Genomic DNA, 24,434 nt, shown 5'->3' on the forward strand with positions numbered 1-24,434 from the left:
TTCCTTTAAATTTTAAAGCCCTAAATATTTCTTTCTAATCTCATCATCACCTATTAAATTTTTAGCCTCGTTTTCCATTACAATGTGACCATTTTCCAAAACATAAGCATAATCACTTATTTTTAATGCAGAATAAGCATTTTGCTCTACCAAAAGAATAGTTATACCCTCTTCTTTTAAACGCACAATAATATCAAAAACTTCGCCCACAATCTTTGGAGCAAGTCCCAAGGAAGGCTCATCCAACATCAAAAGTTTTGGTTCACTCATTAAAGCCCTTGAAATCGCAAGCATTTGCGCTTCCCCTCCACTCAATGTTCCAGCTAAAGCATGCTTTTTGCTTGCAAGTCTTGGAAAAAGTTTATACATTTGCTCTCTTAAATGCTCATAATTTTCAGCATTATTAAAAGCACCTATTTTTAAATTTTCCTCTACGCTTAAATTGATAAAAACACGCCTTCCTTCAGGAACTAAAGCTATACCTTTTTGAACTAAAGTATGAGTTAAATGCCTTTTAGTATCATAACCTAAGAAATTAACCTCACCAGTTCTTTTAACTGAGTTTAAAAGCGCATTTAAAGTTGAAGTTTTACCTGCTCCATTTGAACCTATAAGAGAAACAATATGACCTGTTTCCACTTTAAAATCAATCCCTTTAACAGCTTCAATTAATCCATAATAAACATGCAAATCTTTAACTATTAGCATCAAAATCCCCTAAATACGCAGCAATTACTTCTTTATGATTTACAGCATCGCAAAGTTTACCTTCAAAAATTGTTTTTCCATAATCAAGCACCAATACGCGATCACACAATTTATTTACAAATTTCATATCATGCTCTATAAGCAAAACGCTAATTTTATAATCTTTTCGTAATTTAAAAATGAGCTCAGCAAGTTCATCGCTCTCAGAGCTATTCATCCCAGCGGCTGGCTCATCAAGCAATAATAATCTTGGCTGAGTAGCCATTGCTCTTGCAATCTCAACTTTTCTTTGTTGTCCATAACTTAAGCTAGTAGCCTTTTCATGAGCAAATTCTGCAATACCAAGTTCTTCTAATATTGCATAAGCCTTTTCTTTAAATACTTGTTCTATTTTTCCAAAACGCCCTAAATGTAAAAAGGCTTCAAAAATATTATATTTCATTTGTTTATTAAAACCAATAAGAACATTTTCAAGTACATTCATACTTGAAAAAAGTCTAATATTTTGAAATGTTCTAGCTATTCCTAAATGCACAATCTTATGAGGTTTTAAGTGATCAATTCTTTCTCCTAGAAATTCAACCGAACCTGAACTAGGTTTATAGTTGCCTGTTATAATATTAAAAAGAGTTGTTTTACCAGCCCCGTTAGGTCCAATTAAAGCAAAAATTTCACCCTCATTGATTTTAAAAGAAGTTTCATTAATAGCCTTAACACTACCAAAACTTTTTGAAATTTGTTTTAATTCCAAAATCATTTTTTACTCCTTTTAAAACGCTTTTTAATCTCTCTAATCACATCACTCAACTCGTAATAACCCATTATGCCTTTTCTTGCAAAAAGCATTACTAAAATAAGAACAATAGAAAAAACAACCATTCTAAGTCCTGGTGTTGATTGGATATCGAGATTTAAAGAATCTATTTTTATATTTAACTCATCTAAAAATCTAAGCCACTCGCTTCCACCAATAACCAATATCGCACCTATGATAGCACCTGTAGTAGAACCAAGTCCACCTAAAACAATAATAATCAAAAGTTGAAAAGTAAGTAAAAAATCAAATTGAGTTGGAGATACGGTAGTCAACAGACAAGCTAAAAGTCCACCACCTACACCTTCTAAAAATGCTGAAGTGCCAAAAGCTAAAGTTTTTATCCAAAAAGTATTTATTCCCATAGCACTTGCAGCATCTTCATCATCTCTTATAGCCTTCATTGCACGACCATATTTAGAATAAACTATATTTAAAATTAAAATAACCGCTATAATAGCAATACCACCTGTCCAATAGATCGTGGAAAATTGTGGAATATCTACCAGTCCTCTTGAGCCATTAGTAATAGAAGGAAAATTAATAGCAGCTATTTTAATAATTATTCCAAAGCCTAAAGTTACAATAGCTAAATAATCCCCTCTCACGCGAAATACAGCAAAAGCTAAAATCAGGGCAAGCAAAGATGAACAAATTCCAGCCACAATTAAAGCTAGAATAAAGGAATTTGAATGGATAGCTAAAATAAAAGAACTAGGACCATCTAAAAAAAACTGATCATTTTTTGCATCAGCACTTAAAAGAACTAAAGCAGCTGCATAAGCTCCAATTGCAACAAATCCATTGGGTTCTAGTGAAAATTGTCCAGTTACACCATTAATAAGATTGTAACTCACAGCCAAAATAATAAAAATAGCAATTTGATTAACAATATTTAATCCATAGTCCCCAAAAATATAAGGAGAAATGAAAATAAAAATAATTGAAGCAATCAAAAAGATTAAATGTGAAACCTTAATTTTAACCATCATTAAAACCTACTCTTTTCAAAATTTATACCTAAAATTCCCGTAGGCCTAAATAACAATATAAACACCAAAAAAATAAAAGCAAATGCATCTTTAAAGCCTGATAAATCTGGAAAAAAAGCCACAACAACAACTTCAGTAAATCCTATAATAAGTCCACCCAAAACTGCACCTACTACAGAACCTATACCTCCTAAAACTGCAGCAGCAAAAGCTTTCAAACCTATTAAAGTTCCCATAGTAGGTTCAACAGAATAATAATTTGCAGCCCAAAAAACACCCCCAACTGCTGCCAAAGCTGAACCTAGGGCAAAAACTATAGCAATAATACGATTTGCATCTATACCCATTAAATTTACTGTTTGTATATCAAATGCCAAAGCACGAATAGCTATACCATATTTGCTTTTATACAAAATCCATAACACTGCTATTAAAATAACAAATGTAAGAGCAGGAACCATTAAAGAACCATAAGTTGTTATCACTCCACCAAAATTAACACTTTCCTCAAAATAACTTGGCGGTGTAAAAGTTCTAGGTGTTGAAGTAAAAAGCATATTAAAAAGATTTTGCAAGAAAAAACTAATACCAATTGCTGTGATCAACAATGAAATTCTAGGAGCCTGTCTTAAAGGTTTATAAGCAATTCTATCTGTAGCTATTCCAACACAGGCAGCAAAAATCATTGCTAAAGACAAAGCTCCTAGAAAAGGAACATTTAGATTAGTCATGCAAAAAAGAGCTGCATAAGCACCAACCATCATAATATCGCCGTGAGCAAAATTAATAAGTCTTAACACGCCATAAACCATAGTATAGCCAACAGCAATAAGAGCATACATACTACCCAAACTAAGCCCATTAACAAGTTGTTGTAAAAATAAAGTAGAATCCATAATCTTTCTATTTTTCCTTTAAGGGTTGATAATATCTTTATAATTTTGCTTTTGATTTTTAATTTCTTTAACCACTACAGAACGAGTTGCATTTCCTGTTTGATCAATGCTAATAACACCAGAAACACCTTGATAATTTTTAGTTTGGTGAATTTTTTCATTGACGCACTTACTAGTAAGATTATCAACGCAAGCATTCATAGCATTTAGCATTACAAAATACGCATCAGCACCCATAGCCGAAAAATTTGGAACTTCTTTTGTTCCTTTAGCTTTTTCATAAACACTGATAAATTCTTTGCTTAATTTTGTAGTTGGATTATTAGCATCAAAACTATCTGTGAAAATATAACCCTCGCTTGCATCTCCAGCTAAACTAATAAAAGTTTGATCAGCAACTCCATCTGCAGAGCCCATAGGAATATTTAAACCTGCGAGTTTTGATTGTCTTGCAAATAAAGAAGCTTCACTATAATAAAGCGGTAAAAAAATAAATTCTGGATTTAAACTTTTAACTTGAGCTACAATAGCTCTAAAATCTTTATCACCTGAATTAACTCTTAAAATTCTAAGAATTTGACCACCATTAGACTTGTACTGTTTTTCAAAAGCTTTTGCTAAACCTAAAGAATAGTCAGTGCTTTGATCTACCACAATAACAGCACTTTTGTAATTAAGTTTTGAAAAAACATATTTTGCTAAAGATGAACCTTGAAAACTATCCATAAAACATACTCGAGAAGAATATATTTTTTTATCAAGCAATCTATCGCCAGTTGCAGCAGGAGCGATCAATGGAATTTTATTATCTTCTGCTACACGCATAACTTGCAATGTATTAGCAGTAACCATTTCCCCTATAAGACCTATAACTTTATCTTGAGAAATTAAACGATTTGCTCCACTCGAAGATTCTAATTTATCACCCTTAGTATCAATAATAGCAAGAGAAACCTTATCTCCATTACTTAAAGTTGATTGCATTGAATTTGCAAGTTTAATCCCTTCTAGTGCACTTTGTCCATATGCTGCAGTAGCTCCGCTAAGTGGTAAAACAACTCCTATTTTGACTTCCGCAGCACTTAAACTTAAACCTAGAATACTTGCTAAAATTAAACTTTTTTTCATTCTCTACCTTTATTTTAGTAATTATGGATTTATAATTGTTTTATAATTTTGTTTTTGATTTTGAATTTCTTTAATCACAACAGAACGAATAGCATTACCGCTTTCATCTATGCTAATCACACCACCAACAGCTTGAAAATCTTTAGTTTGATGAATTTTGCTATTAATACATTCACTGCTAAGATTATCAACGCAAGCATTCATAGCATTCAACATTACAAAATACGCATCAGCCCCCATAGCCGAAAATGCTGGAAGTTCTTTTGTTCCTTTAACTTTCTCATAAGCTGCAACAAAATCTTTTCCTAATTGTGTAAATGGATTGTTATAATCAAAACTATCAGTGAAAATTACTCCATTAACAGCACTCCCGCCAAGATCTATAAAAGTTTGATTATTAACACCATCTCCTGCTGCTAAAAGTTTATCAAAACCAATTTGTCTTGCTTGTCTCGCAATTAAAGCAGCTTCAGGATGATAAATAGGCATATAAACAAAATCAGGATTTAAACTCTTAAGTTGAGAAACCACAGCTCTAAAATCTTTATCTCCTGAATTAATAACAAGTTTTTTTATAATTTTCCCACCATTATTCTTAAAAGAATTTTCAAAAGCTCTTGCCAAACCTAAAGAATAAACATTGCTTTGATCTATGATGATAACAGCATTTTTAAGCCCTAAATCCTTAGATACATAAGTAGCAAATTTATCTCCTTGAAAACTGTCTTTAAAACAAACTCTACTTGCATATTTCTTTTTATCTAGCAATTTATCTCCAGATGCCACTGGAGCTATTAGGGGAATTTTTTTCTCTTCTGCTATAGAAATAGCTTGAATAGTATTTGGAGTTGTAGCTTCACCAATAATCCCAAGGACTTTATCTGTTGCTATTAAACGATTAACCCCGTTTGAAGTTTCAAGCTTATCTCCTTTTGTATCTATTGTGATAAGTTTAATAACATCTCCATTTGAAAGTTTTGGTTGTAGCTTATTAGCCAGTTCAATTCCGTTAAAAACATCTTGCCCATAAGCTGCCACAGTTCCAGTTAAAGGTAAAACTACTCCTATATTAATATCCTTAGCATATAAGCAATTTACCATAGTTAAAACACTTAAAGTTAAAGTTAGTTTTTTCATAGCATTCCTTTTAATTATAGTTTTTACATTTTATTTTAGAAATATATTATGTTTTGTTTTTTGCGCAGGTTCTTCTTCAAGAAGGTCTTTTACTTGCAAATCAAGCGCAAAATTTCCACCTTTAATATAAGCAATAATATTATCTATATCCTCGTGGCTTAAATTTCTAGCATAAAAAGCCATTTGAGAAGCTGTTGTAGAACTGCTACTATCAAGAGTATAACCTATCAAAGCTCCTTTAATATCCTCAGGAGACATATCTTTTAAAATTCTAGATCCTATAACACTCTTTTCAGCATTATCTCCATGGCAAGTATTGCATTTATTTTGAAAATACAAAGCCTTCGCTTTTTCCATATCATATTGCTTATTTGCATCAAAGGTATAAGTAAAAAATGATTTCAAGTTAATACCAAAAAGCGCAACAACAAATATTGAACTAATAAACAACCATCGTATAATCATGATTTTCCTTATTTTATTGTAATTTCCGTTTGTGTTTTATTTTGATATCTATGTGTTTTTTTATTGTATTTTTTTTCTTTTTTAATATCATAGCGATAACGAACAGTCCCTGAAACTTCTATATCTTTAAAGACTTCATCTAACGGAGCTGCAAAAACAAAATGATTTAAAATCATACCAATTAAAAACATTTTTTTCATTTTTATTCTTTAAACACAAAAAACGATTATATCAAAAAAAGATAATCCTTGTTAATGACCACCTTTATGTAAAAAATAAAGTCCTACACAAAGAGCTAAAATCGATCCAGCAAGAAAAGCCATATCCACAGGAGTAGCAAATTTCATCTGTAAAACCCTTTGAAAGAAATTTACCACTAAGACCATAATGATAACTTTTGCAAGCTTGTCTTTTAATTGATCTAAGCTATGCACCTCTAAAACCTTGCTTTGTTTTGTTTGTTTAAATTCTTCTATTTCACTGATAAAAAGCTCATAAACTCCAAAAGAAAAAATAAACAAAACTAAAGCCATAAGATAAAGATCAACAGCTCCTATAATCAAAGCCACCACATCCTCATGCAAATCCACATTAGAACCTGCATCAAAAAAATAATTATAAGTATAAAATATAACTTTTAAAACATCATAACTTGCAATAAAAAACAATACAAAAGCTCCAATTAAACCAAAAATTACGGGTAAAATTGTAACAATACGACTTCTAACAAGTAAAGATTCAAATATTTTCTCTAACATTTTTTTTCCTTATTTATTTTTTAATTCTAACCATTTTTGCGCAATACGCACAGCGTTTGTTGCAGCACCTACACGAATTTGATCTGCCACACACCAAAGATGGAGTATTTTTTTATCATACACATCAGCGCGAATTCTTCCTACATAAGTTTCATTAGTATCGCTAGTCATTAAAGGCATAGGGTATTTTTTATTTTTAGGATCGTCTATGACAACAACACTTGGTGCTTTTTCTAAAATTTCTTTAGCTTTTTTTACATCTATTTCTTTTTCAAAATGCATAGTAATGGCTTCGCTATGACTTCTTAAAACAGGCACTCTTACACAAGTTGCTGAAACTTCTAAATTTTTATGTAAAATTTTTTGAGTTTCATTGACCATTTTAAGTTCTTCTTTAGTGTAATCATTATCCATAAAAACATCAATTTGTGGAATAAGATTAAGTGCTAAAGTATAAGGAAAAGTTTGAGGTTCAAATTCATCAAGTTTAAAAGCAAAAAAACTTTGCATGGCTTCAACCAATTCTTGCATTCCTTCTTTTCCTGCTCCACTTGCAGCCTGATAGGTACTTACATCAACACGCTTTAAATTAAATGCATCATTTAAAGGTTTTAAAACTTGTACCATTTGTATAGTAGAACAATTTGGATTAGCAATAATCCCTGTTTTTTTCCAATCTTTAATATCCTCAGGATTGCATTCAGGAACCACCAAAGGAACATCTTTTTCCATTCTAAAATGACTTGTATTATCAATAACAACAGCACCCGATTCTACTGCAAATTTAGCATATTTTTCACTCACACTTCCACCTGCGCTAAAAAAAGCAATATCAATAGGATTTTCTTTAAATACATTTTCAGTAAGTTCTTTGACTTTATAAGTTTTGCCTTTAAATTCTACTTCACTATCTACACTTTTTGCACTTGCTAAAGGTAAAATACTTTCTACTGGGAAATCAAGTTCATCTAAAACATTTAAAAGCTCTTCCCCAACCGCACCAGTAGCACCCACAATGGCTATTTTTTGTTTTTTTGACATTACTTATCCTTTATTTGATATTTTTTAATTTTTTCATTTAAAATTTTTATATCCATACCTAAAATTTGAGAAGCTTGATCCTTATCATAATCTACACTTAAAAGAACTTCACAAATCAATTCTTTCTCTAAATTCTTTACATCTTTTTTTATACTTCTAGCTTCTAAGAACAAATCTTCACTTGAAATTTCATCATTTTCACTTAAAATACAAGCTCTTTGTACAACGGATATTAATTCTCTAATATTACCAGGAAAATCATATTCAAGTAAAGCATTTTTAGCTTCTTGGCTGAGCTGTTTTTCCTTAAAATCATATTCTTTACAAGTATCTTCTAAAACCTTTTGAGCTATACCTAAAATTTCTTCTTTGCGCTCTCTTAAAGGCGGGATATTAATAGGAACAGTGTTTAAACGATAATATAAATCTGAACGAAATTCGCCATTTTTTATTTTTTCATCTAAATTTGCATTAGTTGCACTGATAATTCTTACATCTATTTTGATGCTTTTCGTACTTCCAAGTCGTGTGATTTCTTTTTCTTGCAAAGCTCTTAAAAGTTTGGCTTGAATTTCATAAGGCATTTCGCCAATTTCATCTAAAAACAAAGTGCCCTCATTAGCCATTTCAAAAAGCCCTATTTTAGTTGCATTGGCATCAGTAAAAGCACCTTTTTCAAAACCAAAAAGCTCACTTTCAATCAAATTTGCAGGAATGGCTGCCATATTAATAGCAACAAAAGGCTTATTAGAGCGTTTAGAATGAGTGTGAATATAACGAGAAAATACCTCTTTTCCTACTCCACTCTCTCCAAAAAACATTACAGAAGCATCAGTTTTAGCCGCTTTTTGACTTAAATTTAATGTTTTTTCTAAATTAGGAGAAGTTGAAAAAAAATCTTTATTTTCTTCTTTTTTTTCATTTTTTTTGCTTTTTTTATCGGCTGTTTTTTCTCTTATGATTTTAGCACGCTTAATAGCCTCGACTAAAGTATCAACATCAAAAGGCTTAGTTAGAAAATCTTTTACTCCCAAACGAACCGCTTCTATAGCACGGCTTAAAGTAGCATTTCCTGTCATAATAATAAAATCATATTTATTTTCACAGGCTTTAACAAATTCTATGCCATCAATTCCTGGCATATTAATATCTGTAATAATCAAATCTGTATTCTCATCTATTTTTTTTAAAGCCTCAGTGGCAGATTTGTAAGATTTAATATTAAATTCTTCATACTCTGCTAATGCAATTTCTAAGGATTTACGCATATTAATATCATCTTCTACTATGACTAAATTCATCCTAAGCCTTTTAAAAAATTTCTGCTATAGTATCTAATTTGCGCTTAATTTTGAATTTACTTTTTTTTAAGATAATAAATTATCGCATTTTGTTCGCCAAATTCCACGGTAAAACGTAAGGGTAAAATTTTAACATAGGTTTCACTTTGGGCATGTAATAAGTCGGTATTAACAATATCCTTAACACTGATTCTAGCTCCTATAAAGCAATCACTTAACTCATCTTTATGAGAATTTAAAAAATTAAATTTAGTTATTTTTGGCATATTATCATCAATCAATCCTAAAGAAGTTCGAGGTAAAACTTTTAAATCTTGAACACTATAAGAAATTTCACATACCCATTGTTCTTCAGTATTTTCACTTTGCGTCATTGCTAAGGATAAATTTTGATTTTGATGAAAGAGAATGAAATTTTTACTAGAAAGCTCTGCCCAAAAAATAAATTCATCTTGGGCAAAAAGCTTAAAGCTAAAAAAGATTAATAAGCAAACAATTCTTTCCACTTGTCTGCATCGATTTTAAGTTCTAAGTTTACTCTATAAAGCCCTTGATTAAAATTCTCATCAATAATACTTGCATTTTTAATCAAACCATTTACTTGCGCAGTAATAGTTGAACTTCTAAGCATTGCATCTTTTACAGTGTCTTTACCATTTACTTTCACACCATAAAGCTTACTTGCAAGCTGTCTGTAAGCATCTGTAATCGCTGCTCTTTTTGCTAAAGCTAGGGCTTGAGCAGTAGAAACTGTATTCATTGGAGCAATTCCTTCACCAACTGCTGTAAAACTAAGTTCTGTTTCGCTAGCATCTGGAGCCAACATTTTTTCTTCTCTGATAATATCACGCACATCATCTTTATCGACTTTTTGCACGATAACATCTTGAGATGGAGCAGTGCTATTTGCACTTGAATTTTTAGTTGCACTGTTTGCACTTGGTACACAACCAGCGAAAATTCCTGCTATTACTAGCATAAAATAAATTTTTTTCATTTTTACACCTTCAAAATATTGTAATTAGTAAAATAAAAAGCAATAAGCGTTCCAACTTTAAACTTATTACAAATCTAAACCAAAGTTTTCATCGCTTAACTCATCCTCATCATTTTCCTCTTTAGGACACTTAGCGATGCTAACCACCTCGTCATTTTCCACATTAACTACAATGACACCACTCGTATTACGCCCTGCTTTTCTAATGCTTTGCATATCAACACGTATCATCTTACCTGAACTTGTAAGAGCCATTAAATCCATAGTTTCATCCACTATAACTACGCTAATAAGATCTTTGGTTTTTTCTGTAAGTTTCATACAAATTACACCTTTGCCACCTCTGCTTTGCAATCTATATTCTCCAGCATTTGTGCGTTTTCCTATACCTTTTGCACTTATGCTTAAAATTTCTTGCTCATCATTTTCTATCACAACTGCACCTACTAATTCGTCATTTTTCTCTTTAAATTTAATAGCCGTCACCCCACGACTTACACGACCGATTTCACGCACTTTAGCAAGTGGGAATTTGATACACATACCTTTTTTGGTTACTGCAAAGAGCATTTTACCTTGCGTGCTTACACTTTCTTCATTTTCAAGATTTTCATCATCTAAATTTTCAATTTCTTGATTTTCTAAATTTTCTTCACCACCACTGGCAAAAATTTCATCTTCATCTCTTTGAACAATAATAGCAGTTACCAACTCATCATTTTCATCCAAGTTGATCGCTCTAACTCCTACACTTCTGATATTTTGATATTCACTCAAATTTGTACGCTTTACAATACCATTTTTAGTAAAGAAACATAAAGATTTACTCTCATCAAAATCCGTGGTTGGAATAATAGCCATGATTTTTTCTTCAGCTTGTAAATTAATAAGATTTACCACTGCTTTTCCTTTAGCCGTTCTTGAGCCTTCAGGAATTTTATAAACTTTAAGCCAATAAAGCTGTCCACGATCTGTTACAAACATAAGCGTATCATGTGTATTTGCCGTAAAGAAACTTTCTATAAAATCATCATCATAAGTCGTAACGGCTAATTTTCCTTTTCCGCCTCGTTTTTGCTTTTCATATTGTTTACTAGGCACACGCTTAATATAACCACGATGGGTAATAGTTACAACCATATTTTCATTAGGAATCAAATCTTCAATATCAATATCATCATAATCATCTTCAATTTGAGTAATACGTGGCACATCAAATTTACTTCTAATTTCTTTTAATTCATCGCGAATTAAATTTTCAAGCAAGGTTTCACTTTTTAAAATTTCTTCAAGTTTTGCAATTTCTTTCATTAATTCTGCAAGTTCATTTTCGATTTTTTCTCTTTCAAGTCCTGTTAAACGACCCAGTTTCATATCCAAAATAGCATTGGCTTGAAGCTCACTAAGACCAAATTTAGCTACCAAAGAATCTCTTGCGGTATTATTATCAGAACTATTTTTAATTAAAGCAATCACTTCATCTATATTATCAAGTGCAATTTTAAGACCTTCTAAAATATGAGCTCTTGCTCTTGCCTTTTGAAGTTCAAAAATCGTTCTTCTAATAATAACTGTTTTTCTATGAGTTAAGAAAAGATTTAAAAGTTCTAACAAAGAGAAAATTTTAGGTTCTTTATTGTGAATTGCCAACATAATCACACCAAAAGTACTTTCCATAGTGGTAGATTTAAATAGATTATTTAAAACAATTTCACTCATAGCTTCACGTTTAAGCTCTATAACAACGCGGATTCCTTCTTTATTACTCTCATCTCTTACTTCAGATATTCCTTCAATTTGCTTTTCTTTAACAAGCTCTGCAATCTGCTCTATAAGCCTAGCTTTATTGGTTTGATAAGGAAGCTCATCTATAACAATAACATCTTTATTTGTCTTTTTTTCAATATGAGTTTTAGCTCGCACTTTCACGCGACCACGCCCTGTGCGATAAGCTTCTATAATACCTTTTTTACCATAAATTATTCCACCTGTTGGAAAATCTGGACCTTTAATAAACTGCATAATCTCTTCTAAGCTTGCATCTTTATTATCAAGCAAATATAAAAGTCCATCTATCAACTCATTTAAACTATGAGGCGGGATGTTTGTCGCCATACCTACAGCTATACCACTTGAACCATTTAATAATAAATTTGGAACCCTAGAAGGTAAAACATCAGGTTCACTTTCTGAACCATCATAATTTGGAACAAAATCGACCGTATCTTTATCTATATCTTTTAAAAGTTCATGAGAAAGTTTACTCATTTTTGCTTCAGTATAACGCATCGCAGCGGCGCTATCACCATCTATAGATCCAAAGTTGCCTTGTCCTGTAATACTTGGATATCTCATAGAAAAATCTTGAGCCATTCTAACCAAAGCATCATAAACTGCTGTATCTCCATGTGGGTGATAACGACCTATAACAGCACCCACTATACGGGCTGATTTGACAAAATCTGTTCTACTTTTTGCCTCATCATTTTGCATAGCATATAAAATTCTTCTATGAACAGGCTTTAAACCATCTCTTGCGTCAGGCAAAGCACGACCTATAATAACACTCATAGAATAGTCTAAATAACTACTTTTTATAGAATTTTCTATATCTACAAGTTCAATATCAGAATCTTTGCTAAAAATATTCTCCATAAAAATCCTTCTATTAGTTCAAAGTTTTGATTATAGCATATTAAACTTTTGCATCAGCTAAAACAAGAGCAAAAAGTACAGAAATTTTATTTTCTTCTAAAACTTTTTTAGCTTCCAAAAGGCTAGAACCAGTCGTTACAATATCATCTACTAAAATTACAGGTTCGTGAATGGTTTTTAAGAGTTTGTAATTTCTTTTATGTTTTTGACGAAATTCTAAACTTTTTCCAGAATATTTAATATGATTTTGTGCTTTTAAAACATTAAAAACAGGTTTTACAAATTTTGTTTTAAGATATCTAGCTAAAATAGCAGAATGCGAATAAAGCATATCTTCAACCTTATCATCTAAGGCTATAACATTGATTGTCATTCTAGGATCAAAAAAATCTTTAAATTTTGCAAAACTTAATTTAGCAAGCATTTTATAAACAAAATAACCATAAAAATAATGTTTAGAGTGAAGCAAGTGTTGTATTTCATGGTATTTATAAAAAGAATAGACTTTGAAATTATTATCAAGCTTTCTTACATTTAAGGAAAATTCAGAAAGCTCTAGCTCACATAAATCACAAAAGCAAAGCAGAGCAAAAGCTCCGCAATTTATACACCTCAAAGTTCAGAAATTAAACTAGCTGCTTTATTTGCCATTTGTTTTATTAACAAATGAGTATAAAAAGTTGTTTCTTTTAGATCATCGAAACCTTGTACATCTTGCTTGGTGCGGATTGTAAATTTCTTATTTTTGTTTATATCGCTAACTTGTAAAACTCCTACTAGTTTTGAATGTAATCCTGTAGTATCTTGAGTTGCTCCATAAGATATAAATTCTAAATCAATCTTACTCACATAAGGTGAATTTTGATCATTATTGTCAAGCACAACTATTCCTCTAGCTTCAAGTTCTTGTTTTAAATAAGTATAAAATACCGCATTAAAATTCACATCAACAAATAACTTTTTCCCTTTAGCATTTAAAACTTTTTGTCCTTCTTTTAAATCATAAAATCTATGCAAATAAACCTTTTTTAAAGCAATACCGGTATCTAAAGTGCGTTTATTGGCACAACATTGAATTCCAACATCGCTAATGTATAAAAGCCCTTTAATTTTTGCTTCAAAGCCATCAGGACTTTCACAAGAACTGCATTGAGAATTTTTAGAAATTTGATTAACTTGAGCAAAAGTATCTTGTTTAGTTGCACAAGCGCTCAAAAATAAAATAGGCACTATAAAAATCAAAAATTTTTTAAACATTTTTTCTCCTTAGAAAATTATTTTAAAATTGTATTAAAAATACAAGCAAATTTCAAGCCAAGTTTTAAATTTATCATCAATCTATCTTTAAAACACTTAAAAAAGCTTCTTGAGGTAAATTTACCTTACCTATAGCTTTCATTCTTTTTTTACCTTCTTTTTGCTTTTCTAAAAGCTTTCTTTTTCTAGTAATATCCCCACCATAGCATTTTGCTGTCACATTTTTACCCATGGATTTAACGGTTTCCCTTGCGATGATTTTATTTCCAATACTTGCTTGAATGGCTACTTCAAAAAGCTGTCTAGGAACTATTTCTTTCATAGCGCTAACAAGTTCTCTTCCTTTACTTTGTGCTTTTTCATTAGGCACGATAATGCTTAGTGCATCAACATTTTCACCTGCTACCTTAATATCAAGTTTTACCAAATCCCCTACTCTAAATTCTATAGGTTCATAATCAAAACTCGCATAGCCTTTTGTTAAGGACTTTAATTTATCATAAAAATCCATCACAATTTCATTTAAAGGCACATCATATTCTAATAAAACACGCTCAGGTGTAATATAGTCCATTTTAACCTGCACTCCTCTTTTGCGATTTAAAAGAGTGATTAAATTCCCTAAAAATTCACTTGGAGTAATGATAGTGGCTTTAACATAAGGCTCTTTTATATGATCGATTTTATTAACAGGAGGAAGTTCGCTAGGATTTTGAATTTTAACAAGCTCTCCATCGGTTTGATAAATTTCATAAGTCACAGTTGGAGCTGTAGCAATCAAATCAAGATTAAATTCTCTCTCAAGCCTTTCTTTAATCACTTCCATGTGTAAAAGTCCTAAAAACCCTACCCTAAAACCAAAGCCTAAAGCCAAAGAAGTTTCAGGCTCATAGGTAATAGAACTATCGTTAAGCTTTAGCTTATCCAAAGCATCTCTTAAATCTTCAAATTTATCCGTTTCTATAGGATAAAGTCCTGCGAACACAAAAGCTTTAGCCTTTTCAAAACCGCCTATGGCTTCTTTAGCTTTGTTTTTTACTAAAGTAATAGTATCGCCTACTTGTACATCGCCTACAGTTTTAAGCCCTAAAACCACCACGCCTACTTCACCTGATTGTAAAGATTGAGTTTTAATTGGACTTAAAGGGTGGGGATAAAAAAGATCTTGAACTATATGTTTTTTATCTGTACTCATGACTAAAACTTCATCGTTTTTAGCTATACTTCCCTCATAAATCCTAACCAAAGCCAAAGCACCCAAATAATTATCAAACCAAGAATCATAAATTAAAGCCTTAGTAGGAGCTTCATCATCTGTTTTTGGCGCAGGGATTTTAGTGATAATTGTTTCTATAAGCTCTTTTATACCCACTCCTGTTTTTGCACTCACGCAAATGGCGTCTTTACAATCTATGCCTATAATATGCTCGATTTCATGCTTGACTTTTTCAACATCAGCATTAGGTAAATCGATTTTATTAATTACAGGAATGATTTCAAGATTACTTTCAAGTGCTATATAAACATTAGCTATAGTCTGTGCTTCAACACCTTGAGAAGCATCTACTACAAGTAAAGCCCCTTCACAACTTGCCAAAGAACGACTCACTTCATAAGAAAAATCCACATGGCCAGGAGTATCAATAAGATTTAAAACAAAATTTTCATTATTAAATTTATAATTTAAACGCACTGATTGTGCTTTTATGGTGATACCACGCTCTTTTTCTATATCCATAGTATCCATAACTTGTGAACTCATCTGCCTATCGCTAATAGCACCACACTCGCTAATAATCCTATCTGCAAGAGTAGATTTTCCATGATCTATATGAGCTATAATAGAAAAATTTCTAATATTTTTTACCGACAAAATTTCATCCTAAATATAAAATTTTAAAGCTAGGATTTTAACAAAATTTATGTTTAAAACAAATAAATTTTATTTTATATAAAAAACTTCAATTGAAATTTATATAAAGCATACTAAAATATCAAATGTTTGAAAAATATTTAAAATCAGCTATATTTTTAGCTCTTTATCCCTTAGCAATGTTAGCTTCTAATTTGCACGAATTTATAGCACTAAGTCAAAATAATGAATCCTATCTCATTAAACAAATGCAAAGCGAACAAGCAAATTTGGACAAAGAACAAGCTTTTAGAAATTACCTACCCTCTCTTAGTCTAAACTCAGCTTATGTAGCCAATAATAAAGATCGCTTCATCATCGATCCACAAGAAAGTTTATTTGCTAAAGTCTCTCTTAATTTTTTGCTTTTTGATGGGGGTGCTAGAGAAGCCAATTTAAGGGCTTTAGAAAGCAAAGAAAAATTAAGCCTTTTAGATAAAGAACAAAATAAAAATTACCTTGCCCTAAATGCAATCACACTTTATTTTAACACCTTAAGTCTTGAAAAAATTTTACTAGCCAATCAACAAAAAGTAGCTTTTTTAAAATCAACTTTTGAAAGATTGCAAAAATTTTACGATGCAGGACTTAGCCCTAAAGATGAACTTGAAAGCATTAAAGCCAAATATCATTTAAGCTTATTAGAGCTCAGTCAAAATGAATTAAAACTTGCCAATATACAAAAAGAGATTAAAATTTTAAGCAATACAGATTTTAAAGTGCAAGGGAATGCTTTTTTAGAAAATCCGCAACAAGAAAAAAGTCAAAACTATGAAGTAATGATAGCTAAAGAACAAATCAATCTTGCTAAAGAAAGTGTAAATTTAGCAAAAGCTGAATATTTTCCAAAATTTTATATTCAAGATAATTTTAACTTTTATAAAAACAATTATAATCCAAAAGTTCCAGCTCCTTTTGTAAACTTAGCAGATCAATTCTTAGAAAAATATTCTCAAGGTAATCAGTTTATTTTAGGTATGGAATGGAAAATTTTTGATTTCAATGCAAGGGCTAAAGAAGTTGAAAAAGAGCGTTTAAACGTTCAAATAGCCAATGCAAATGCAAGATTTAGTGAGAGAAAAAATAAAGAAGAATTAAATTATTTAGACAAAAGTTTAAAAGTTTTACAAGAACAAATTTTAGCTCTTAATCTTAGCTTAAATGCTGCAAATTTAGCTTTTGAAAGTGTAGATAAAAAATACCAAGCAGGACTTGTTTCTTATGTGGAATATCTTCAAGCTTTAGAGGCTAAATTTAAAGCACAAAGCGATTTAGAGCTTGCTAAAAATGAATTTGAAATTACTAAAGCAAATTATTATTTTAATGCAGGTATAGATCTTAATTCAAAGGTTAAAGAATGAAAAAAATTCTATTTTTACTTCTTGCTTTTAATTGCGCCTTTGGCGAAGAAATTTATGCAAGTTTCAATGTAGAAGCATCAAAACAAAGCAAACTTGCCCTTGAAAGCATAGGTTTAGTTCAAAAAATTCCTGTAGAAATTGGACAAAAAGTCAGCAAAGGAGAACTTTTACTTGCTCTTGATCAAGAAAGTGAAAAAATAGCTCTTCAAAATGCCCAAAATTCTTATCAACTTGCTCTTGTAGAATACGAAAATACCAAAAGCAAAATGCAAAAAATCAAAGCTGTAGAAAATGTTATAGACAAACAAAGCTATGAAGATATGAAAGCTAAGTTTGATGCAGCTAATTTAAATTTAAACAAAGCAAAAATCAATATAGCTTATTACAAAAATATCATGGAAAAAAAAGAATTGCGCGCACCTTATGATGCTATTATCGCAAATAAATTTATACAAGTGGGTGAAGGAGTAGGAGGAGTAGCTCAACCTTTAATAGAAATTTTTTCCTATCCACAAAGCAAACTGATTTTAAGTTTTGATGAAAAATATAAAGATAAAGTTAAATTAGGCGATGATTTCTTTTACAAAATCGATCAAAATGGTACAGAATTAAAAGGAAAAATCAGTCTTATTTATCCAAGTATAGAAGTAAAAACAAGAAAAATTTATGCTGAAGTGCAAACTACAAATCTAACACCTGGGCTTTTTGGCGAAGGTAGAATCATCACTAAAGATTAAAAATGTTTAAACTAGCTATAAACCGACCAATTACTGTGCTAATGTTTTTCTTAGCTCTTATGATTTTTGGGCTAATCTCTGCTTTTAGCATGAGTGTAAATTTATTTCCTAATGTTTCCATACCTCTTGTAAAGATTACAAGCAAGGTAAATGAGGATTTAAATTTCGTAGAATCAAAAATCACTAAAGAAATAGACAATGCTCTAAGTGAGATTGATGGAGTAAAGACCATAACCTCAGCTGCGTATGATAATTTTAGTGTGAGTGTAGTCGAGTTTAAACTAGGTAAAAATCTTGAAGTAGCTGCTAATGATGTGCGTGATAAAATAGGAACTTTAAGCCTACCTTCTAAGCCTGAAATTGAAAAAATCAGTTCAGATTCTGGTTCTGCTATTTCGCTTTTTTTATATTCTAAAGATAAATTACAACTCATGCGCGAAATCAATGATAAAATAAAACCTTTTTTGCAAAGAGTTGAAGGAGTAGGTAAAATCGAAGCTAAGGGTTTTTTAGAACCCCAAATTCGCATAGAATTAAAACCAAACGAACTTAGAAAATACAATCTTAACGCCCTTGATGTAGCAAATATCATCAAAAGTCAAAATTTTAAACAAGCCCTAGGCGAACTTAATAACAATCAAGATAACTATATCATCAAAGGCTATTTTGAAGCCACAAATTTAGAAGAACTTAGCAATCTTCGCATAAAAACAGGGGTATTTTTAAGCGATATTGCTAATATTTCAAGCCTTTATGAAGATGAAAAACAAAGTGCTTTATACGAAGGTAAAGAAGGGGTGCTTTTAGAACTCGGAAAAATCACAAATTATAATACCCTTGAAATGATTAAAAATGTCAAAAATGCCTTGCCTATTTTAGAAAAACAAATTCCTAGTGATATAAGTATTGACATACTTTATGATAAGAGTTTAAATATCCACAAGCATCTTTCTCAAGTGATTTTTGATATGGTTTTGGGAATTTTTCTAACCCTTGTTATCGTGTTTTTATTTTTAAGAAATTTAAGTGCAACTCTCATTGCTTGCATAGCTATACCTACTTCTATCATTTCAACTTTTTTTATTATCGATCTTTTAGGCTATGATTTAAACCGCTTAACTTTCATAGCTTTAACCTTAAGCATAGGAATTTTTATCGATGATGCTATAGTAGTGATTGAAAATATTGCTAAAAAACTAAAAACTTATCCGCCTTTACAAGCTGCTTTTTTAGGTATCAATGAAATAGGTTTTAGCGTTTTAAGCATCAGTATAGTTTTACTTTGTGTTTTTATCCCTATTTCTTATATGAACTCTATACCAGGGCTTTTTTTCAATGCCTTAGGCATAAGCGTTGCAAGTGGGATAGTTATAAGCTTTTTGGTTTCTGTATTTTTAATACCTAGTATTGGAGCAAGATTTTTAAATCCAAAAGAAAGCAAGTTTTATGAAAAAACAGAAGCTTTTTTTGAAAAAATAGAGCAAAAGTATGAAAATTTACTCTATAAAATTTTACAAAATAAAGCAAAATTTATCCTAGCCACTCTTGTTTTTGTAGGGCTTTCTTTTGCTTTAGCTACTCGTATAGGGCTTGATTTTTTACCTATGGAAGATGATAGCGAAATTCAAGTTTTGCTTGAAAGTAAAAAGGATTTAAGTTTAGAAGCCATGAAAGAAAAAAGTTTAAATTTGCTTGAAAAAATCAAAAATGATAGCAATGTCAAATACGCTTTTTTACTTGTAGGCTATGATGATGCCAAAGATGCTACAAAGGCTAAAATTTATGTTAAACTTAAAAATTTAGACGAAAGAAATTTAAGACAAAGTGCTATAGTAAGTTTATATCGTCAAAAATTTCAAGATGAAAGTTTAAAAATCAAAATTTTAGAACTTCCAAAGATAGAGGGTGCAGGCATTGATGATCCCGTGCAGTTTTTAATCTTAGGAGATGATTTAAACACACTAAAAGAAGCTGCTTCTCGAGCAAAAGAAATTTTAGGCACTAATGCACGCATTGTAGATATAAGCGACAATGCTAATGCTACAAAAGATGAAGTAGCCTTACACATCAACAAAGAAAAAGCTAAACTTTTAGATGTCAATCCTGAATATATCGCTGGGGTTTTAGGGTATTCTTTTTCGCAACTTAGCGTAGGAAGTATGGATAGAGGCAATTCAAAAGATGATATTATCCTAAGTTTTGCTCCAGAATTTAAAAAAGACATAGAAGCTTTAAAACGCATTAGTATTAAAAACAACCAAGGTGTAAATTTAGAACTTTCAAGCGTGGTGGATTTTATATACAGCAAAGATTTAAAAACCATCAATCGTTACAATAAAAACCGCTCTGTAAAAATCACAGCTGGAGTAAATGATCTTTCCTTAGGAGCGGTGCAAAAACTTTTACTAGATAATATGGATAAAATTTTAAATAATAATGCAAGTCTTAGCTATGCTTTTTCAGGCTTTATCAATCTTTTAGGTGAAACCGTGCAAGGTTTTGCTATGGCAGTAGTACTTGCTTTTGTTTTAATTTATCTTGTTTTAGCCGCACTTTATGAAAGCTTTATTTTACCTTTAATCATTATGATAACTATGCCTTTAGCCTTTGGAGGAGCATCTATAGGGCTTTTTATCACAGGGCATAATTTTTCACTTTTTGTACTTATTGCCATCATCTTACTTTTTGGTATGGTGGGGAAAAATGCTATTTTACTCGTAGATGTAGCTAATAAAAAATGCCATGAAGGTTTAGATCCCGATAAAGCTCTTTTAATCGCTGGAAAATCACGCTTAAGGGCTATATTGATGACAACTTTTGCTATGATTTTTGCCATGCTCCCACTCGCTCTTTCAAGGGGTGCGGGCTATGAAGCTAATTCTCCTATGGCAATAGCCATTATCTTTGGACTTATAAGTTCGACCTTGCTTACCTTACTCGTAGTACCTGCACTTTTTAAATTTTGTTTTAAACTAGATAGCAAATTAAGAAAAATTTATGAGAGAGAAAAATTAAATTAACCAAAATGATTAATTTAATTTTTTTAAGTATTATTCTTATAAAGTACTTTTAAGTTATCATAGGCGATTTGTATTTTTTCAAACTGTTCTCTTGCGTAAGCTTTTTCTATTGCACTTTTTCCTTGATGAAAATCAGGATGATAAAGTTTTACCAAAATCAAATATTTTTGTCTGATTTCACTAAGATCATTTTGCGGAGTACATTCTAAAGTATTAAAATAATTACTAAAAAGCTTAGCTAAAGCATTAAATTTCCATTTCATATTTTCTTTATTGTGAATATTTTGGCGAAATTTTTTATACTCTTCTCGGTCAACTTCAAAATTCACGCAATATTTTAAATGCTCGCTCTCATCTGCAAAAGCTTCAAAAAGTTCAAGAGTATTCTCGTTTTTATATTCTAAAATTAGAATATTTGTCATTTCATTATATTCTATATTATGATCTTGAAAATAATTTCTTATATAGGTAACAAATAATTTTTCATTAGAGCTTAACTTCATCAAAATTCTACCCGCAGCAAAATCAATCTTGATAAACAACATAGGCTTAAGCATATTATTTTGCTCAAAATTTAATCTAAAAGTTTTAAAATGAGCATCTTGTAAATTCTCTATACCTTCATTTGTACTTTTGCGATATTTTTGATCTAAAACTTTTAAGAAATAACGACGCTGTGGAATTTCATTTTCTTCAAAAAAAGAAAAAATTTTATTTTTTCGTCCTATGACCTTTGTGAAATTTTTGGTAATCAAGTCTTTAAAATACTGAAATACGCTAATATCATCTGTATTAACATTGATAGTTTCTAAAGTTTGCACGATTTGCATCTATTTCTCCCATAAAACCTCATTTTCAAAAAGCTCTTTAGTGCCTTTTAAAATTTCATTGGGTGTATAATCGGCTTTATAAGATAAAGATTGACACTTTTTTACAAAATACCCAAGATAAATATAATCTAAGTTCATTTTTTTAGCTATTTGTATTTCATTGAGCAAAGAAAATTTACCCAAAGAAAAATACGAAAAATCAGGATCATAAAAACAATAAATGCTTGAAATTCCATCCTCTAAAATATCAATCAAATCAACACAAACGAGCTTATCTTCTATATAAAATGCAAGCTCATATCCAAAATTCATAAAACCATCGACATAAAGATTATAATACTGCTTAAAGCTTAAATCATAACGCTTCCAGTTCTTTTTTTCTTCCATAAAACGATGGTATTTATCATATAAAAACAAATGTTCATTGCTTAAATTGGGTGTTCTAAGCATAACTTTGGTGTTAATATTTTTATTTATAACCCTTCTTTCACTTCTTGAAAAATTATATTCATTAACTAAAATTCTAAGACTTAAACATTCATCACAATCTTTACAAATAGGGCGTGAAAAATACCTACCAAAACGACGCCAACCTCGTTTTATTAGCTCATTATTGATTTCTTTAGGGCAATTTTCAATGTATTTATACTCTATTCTTGAGCGTTTATCTTTTAAGTAAGGACACTGATCTTCAAGAGTACAAAAACCAATCTCGAGCATTAAATTTTCTTAATATCTGCATTTTTGATAAATTCGGAAAATTCATCCTGTAGTTTTTCTTGTTTTAAAAAAATTTCTTGCATTTCCTTATCTATGTTTGTTTCTTGATTTTTTTCGCGAATATCTTTAGCTAGTTTTTCTAAATTTTTTACACTTGCACCACTCTTGCTTGATTTCTTCGCTAATTTTGGAGTATTGGTGTTAGCTTGCATTTCTTTTTTAATACTTTTAAGACTGTCTAAAAAATCCATCTATTATTCTCTACTTTCTCGTATTTTTTTAAGCGTAGCAGCTATTGCAGCTATAACTTCTTCTTTATTTTCTTGATGACGATCTTCTGTTTTTTCTAATAATTCTTGCATATGTGTTTCTATGAAAGAGGTGTCTAAATACCCTCTTCTAAATTCTCTTGTTTTTGTAATAGCGATTAAAAATGGTATCGTTGTTCTAATATCATCAATCACAAATTCCTTCAAAGCACGCTCAAGTTTATTAACCGCTAAATCATAACTTGTTGCTTTAATAATAAGCTTTGCAAGCATGGAATCATAATAAGGCGGCACAGTATAGTCTTTATAAATATGACTATCAACCCTGACAGATGGTCCAAGAGCTGGGTAGTATTCTCCTATTTTCCCAGGACTTGGAATAAAATTTTTCCATACATTTTCAGCAGTAATTCTAGCTTCAATAGCAAAACCCCTAGGTTTAATATCGCTTTGTTCTAAGTCCAAAATTTCTCCTGCTGCAATACGAATTTGTCTTACAATAAGATCAATACCTGTAATTTCTTCAGTAATTGGATGCTCAACTTGAATTCTTGTATTCATTTCCATAAAATAAAAGCGATTATAATCATCAAGTAAAAACTCTATAGTTCCAGCATTTGTATAACCTACAGCCTTAGCAGCTGCCACAGCTGTAACACCCATGGTTTTTCTAAGATTATCTGAAATTCCAGGGCAAGGTGCTATCTCAATTACCTTTTGATGTCTTCTTTGGATAGAACAATCCCTTTCACAAAGATGGATAATATTTCCGTAGTTATCTCCTAAAATTTGAAATTCTATATGCCTAGGATTAACTACATATTTTTCCATAAATACTTCATCATTATTAAAGTATGTTAAAGCTTCTCTTTTGCAAGATTCAAAAGCATTTTCAAGATCTTGTTCTTTATGAACAACGCGAATTCCGCGCCCACCTCCACCACCTGAAGCTTTTAAAATAACAGGATAACCAATCTTCTCAGCAAAAATTTTAATTTCTTCCATGCTATAGGAATTTAATTTTTCAGTCCCTGGAACAATAGGTATGCCATTTTTAGCCATTAACTTACGAGCGATATTTTTATTTCCCATCTTATGGATTACTTCAGATTTTGGACCTATGAAAATAATTCCAGCATCTTCACAAGCCTTAGCAAATTCGTAATTCTCACTTAAAAATCCATAACCAGGATGGATCGCATCAGCACCACAAGCCTTAGCAATCTCAACAATGCGAGCAACATCTAAATATCCTCTTATAGCATCCGTTCCTATGCGATAAGCCTCATCTGCGATTTTTACATGCAAACATTCACGATCAGGCTCTGTAAAAACTGCAACACTTTTAATATGTAAATCTCTACAAGCACGGATTACTCTAACAGCTATTTCAGCTCTATTTGCTATGAGAATTTTATGGATTTGATTCATAATTT

General features: G+C 30.9%; 24 protein-coding genes. 3 read left to right on the forward strand and 21 right to left on the reverse strand.

What is annotated here, in order from left to right:
• Positions 1–12 precede the first annotated feature (12 nt).
• From AJN60_RS06825 to lepA, 17 genes are all read right to left on the reverse strand, one after another.
• On the reverse strand, positions 13–708 hold the full coding sequence (locus AJN60_RS06825; protein WP_002876396.1) for an ABC transporter ATP-binding protein: 696 nt from the start codon (positions 706–708) through the stop codon (positions 13–15).
• On the reverse strand, positions 695–1,465 hold the full coding sequence (locus tag AJN60_RS06830) for an ABC transporter ATP-binding protein (RefSeq protein WP_070286148.1): 771 nt from the start codon (positions 1,463–1,465) through the stop codon (positions 695–697). Before AJN60_RS06830 ends, AJN60_RS06825 begins: the two co-directional genes overlap by 14 nt.
• A complete protein-coding gene (locus AJN60_RS06835) occupies positions 1,462–2,514 on the reverse strand; it encodes a branched-chain amino acid ABC transporter permease (RefSeq protein ID WP_070286149.1) in 1,053 nt (350 codons plus the stop codon). The genes AJN60_RS06830 and AJN60_RS06835 overlap by 4 nt, the downstream gene beginning before the upstream one ends.
• A complete protein-coding gene (locus AJN60_RS06840) occupies positions 2,514–3,410 on the reverse strand; it encodes a branched-chain amino acid ABC transporter permease (RefSeq protein WP_002852952.1) in 897 nt (298 codons plus the stop codon). The genes AJN60_RS06835 and AJN60_RS06840 overlap by 1 nt, the downstream gene beginning before the upstream one ends.
• 18 nt (positions 3,411–3,428) lie before the next feature.
• Positions 3,429–4,538 carry an ABC transporter substrate-binding protein gene (locus AJN60_RS06845; protein ID WP_070286150.1) on the reverse strand — a complete coding sequence of 370 codons (1,110 nt, stop codon included), beginning with the start codon at positions 4,536–4,538 and terminating at the stop codon, positions 3,429–3,431.
• 21 nt (positions 4,539–4,559) lie between these two features.
• The gene (locus AJN60_RS06850) at positions 4,560–5,675 is read right to left on the reverse strand and encodes an ABC transporter substrate-binding protein (RefSeq protein ID WP_052949350.1); all 1,116 of its coding nucleotides are present in this window, start codon (positions 5,673–5,675) and stop codon (positions 4,560–4,562) included.
• A 30-nt stretch (positions 5,676–5,705) separates the two neighbouring features.
• The gene (locus AJN60_RS06855) at positions 5,706–6,140 is read right to left on the reverse strand and encodes a c-type cytochrome (RefSeq protein ID WP_002853959.1); all 435 of its coding nucleotides are present in this window, start codon (positions 6,138–6,140) and stop codon (positions 5,706–5,708) included.
• A gap of 8 nt (positions 6,141–6,148) precedes the next feature.
• On the reverse strand, positions 6,149–6,340 hold the full coding sequence (locus AJN60_RS06860; protein WP_002861753.1) for a mini-MOMP protein: 192 nt from the start codon (positions 6,338–6,340) through the stop codon (positions 6,149–6,151).
• Positions 6,341–6,391: 51 nt separating this feature from the next.
• Positions 6,392–6,898: a YqhA family protein gene (locus AJN60_RS06865; protein ID WP_002852919.1), complete on the reverse strand. Its 507-nt coding sequence runs from the start codon at positions 6,896–6,898 to the stop codon at positions 6,392–6,394.
• A gap of 9 nt (positions 6,899–6,907) precedes the next feature.
• Positions 6,908–7,939 (reverse strand): aspartate-semialdehyde dehydrogenase, encoded by a 1,032-nt coding sequence (locus AJN60_RS06870; RefSeq protein WP_052949349.1) that lies wholly within the window; start codon positions 7,937–7,939, stop codon positions 6,908–6,910.
• Positions 7,939–9,240 carry a sigma-54-dependent transcriptional regulator gene (locus AJN60_RS06875; RefSeq protein WP_002867162.1) on the reverse strand — a complete coding sequence of 434 codons (1,302 nt, stop codon included), beginning with the start codon at positions 9,238–9,240 and terminating at the stop codon, positions 7,939–7,941. The genes AJN60_RS06870 and AJN60_RS06875 overlap by 1 nt, the downstream gene beginning before the upstream one ends.
• Before the next feature lie 56 nt (positions 9,241–9,296).
• Positions 9,297–9,746, reverse strand: coding sequence for a flagellar assembly protein FlgQ (gene flgQ, locus AJN60_RS06880; RefSeq protein ID WP_070286151.1), 450 nt, complete (start codon positions 9,744–9,746; stop codon positions 9,297–9,299).
• Positions 9,722–10,237: a flagellar assembly lipoprotein FlgP gene (gene flgP, locus AJN60_RS06885; protein WP_002870585.1), complete on the reverse strand. Its 516-nt coding sequence runs from the start codon at positions 10,235–10,237 to the stop codon at positions 9,722–9,724. Before flgP ends, flgQ begins: the two co-directional genes overlap by 25 nt.
• Before the next feature lie 66 nt (positions 10,238–10,303).
• The gene (gyrA, locus tag AJN60_RS06890) at positions 10,304–12,892 is read right to left on the reverse strand and encodes a DNA topoisomerase (ATP-hydrolyzing) subunit A (RefSeq protein ID WP_070286152.1); all 2,589 of its coding nucleotides are present in this window, start codon (positions 12,890–12,892) and stop codon (positions 10,304–10,306) included.
• Positions 12,893–12,932: 40 nt separating this feature from the next.
• Entirely contained in the window at positions 12,933–13,508 is a 576-nt protein-coding gene (locus AJN60_RS06895) for a ComF family protein (protein ID WP_002870583.1), read from the reverse strand.
• Positions 13,505–14,149, reverse strand: a complete 645-nt coding sequence (gene mapA, locus AJN60_RS06900) for an outer membrane lipoprotein MapA (RefSeq protein ID WP_002870582.1) — start codon at positions 14,147–14,149, stop codon at positions 13,505–13,507. Before mapA ends, AJN60_RS06895 begins: the two co-directional genes overlap by 4 nt.
• A gap of 76 nt (positions 14,150–14,225) precedes the next feature.
• On the reverse strand, positions 14,226–16,022 hold the full coding sequence (gene lepA, locus AJN60_RS06905; protein ID WP_070286153.1) for a translation elongation factor 4: 1,797 nt from the start codon (positions 16,020–16,022) through the stop codon (positions 14,226–14,228).
• A 125-nt stretch (positions 16,023–16,147) separates the two neighbouring features.
• On the opposite strand from lepA, the gene cmeD reads away from it, so the two are divergent.
• The 3 genes from cmeD to cmeF are packed head-to-tail and all read left to right on the forward strand — an operon-like array spanning position 16,148 to position 21,179.
• Positions 16,148–17,422 carry a multidrug efflux RND transporter outer membrane subunit CmeD gene (gene cmeD, locus AJN60_RS06910; RefSeq protein WP_002870580.1) on the forward strand — a complete coding sequence of 425 codons (1,275 nt, stop codon included), beginning with the start codon at positions 16,148–16,150 and terminating at the stop codon, positions 17,420–17,422.
• Positions 17,419–18,159 carry a multidrug efflux RND transporter periplasmic adaptor subunit CmeE gene (cmeE, locus tag AJN60_RS06915; RefSeq protein ID WP_070286154.1) on the forward strand — a complete coding sequence of 247 codons (741 nt, stop codon included), beginning with the start codon at positions 17,419–17,421 and terminating at the stop codon, positions 18,157–18,159. Before cmeD ends, cmeE begins: the two co-directional genes overlap by 4 nt.
• Before the next feature lie 2 nt (positions 18,160–18,161).
• On the forward strand, positions 18,162–21,179 hold the full coding sequence (gene cmeF, locus AJN60_RS06920) for a multidrug efflux RND transporter permease subunit CmeF (protein ID WP_070286155.1): 3,018 nt from the start codon (positions 18,162–18,164) through the stop codon (positions 21,177–21,179).
• A 23-nt stretch (positions 21,180–21,202) separates the two neighbouring features.
• Here the strand turns inward: cmeF and AJN60_RS06925 are convergent, their stop codons facing one another.
• From AJN60_RS06925 to AJN60_RS06940, 4 genes are read right to left on the reverse strand one after another with little or no spacing between them, the layout of a single operon-like run.
• On the reverse strand, positions 21,203–22,009 hold the full coding sequence (locus tag AJN60_RS06925; RefSeq protein ID WP_070286156.1) for an adenylosuccinate lyase: 807 nt from the start codon (positions 22,007–22,009) through the stop codon (positions 21,203–21,205).
• Positions 22,010–22,729, reverse strand: a complete 720-nt coding sequence (locus tag AJN60_RS06930; protein WP_002861765.1) for an arginyltransferase — start codon at positions 22,727–22,729, stop codon at positions 22,010–22,012.
• Positions 22,729–22,980 (reverse strand): hypothetical protein, encoded by a 252-nt coding sequence (locus AJN60_RS06935; RefSeq protein WP_002861766.1) that lies wholly within the window; start codon positions 22,978–22,980, stop codon positions 22,729–22,731. Before AJN60_RS06935 ends, AJN60_RS06930 begins: the two co-directional genes overlap by 1 nt.
• Before the next feature lie 3 nt (positions 22,981–22,983).
• Positions 22,984–24,429, reverse strand: a complete 1,446-nt coding sequence (locus tag AJN60_RS06940; RefSeq protein ID WP_002856595.1) for an acetyl-CoA carboxylase subunit A — start codon at positions 24,427–24,429, stop codon at positions 22,984–22,986.
• Between the last annotated feature and the right edge of the window lie 5 nt (positions 24,430–24,434).

The sequence above is a fragment of the Campylobacter sp. BCW_4323 genome (assembly GCF_001763115.1).
Classification (GTDB): Bacteria; Campylobacterota; Campylobacteria; order Campylobacterales; family Campylobacteraceae; genus Campylobacter_D; species Campylobacter_D jejuni.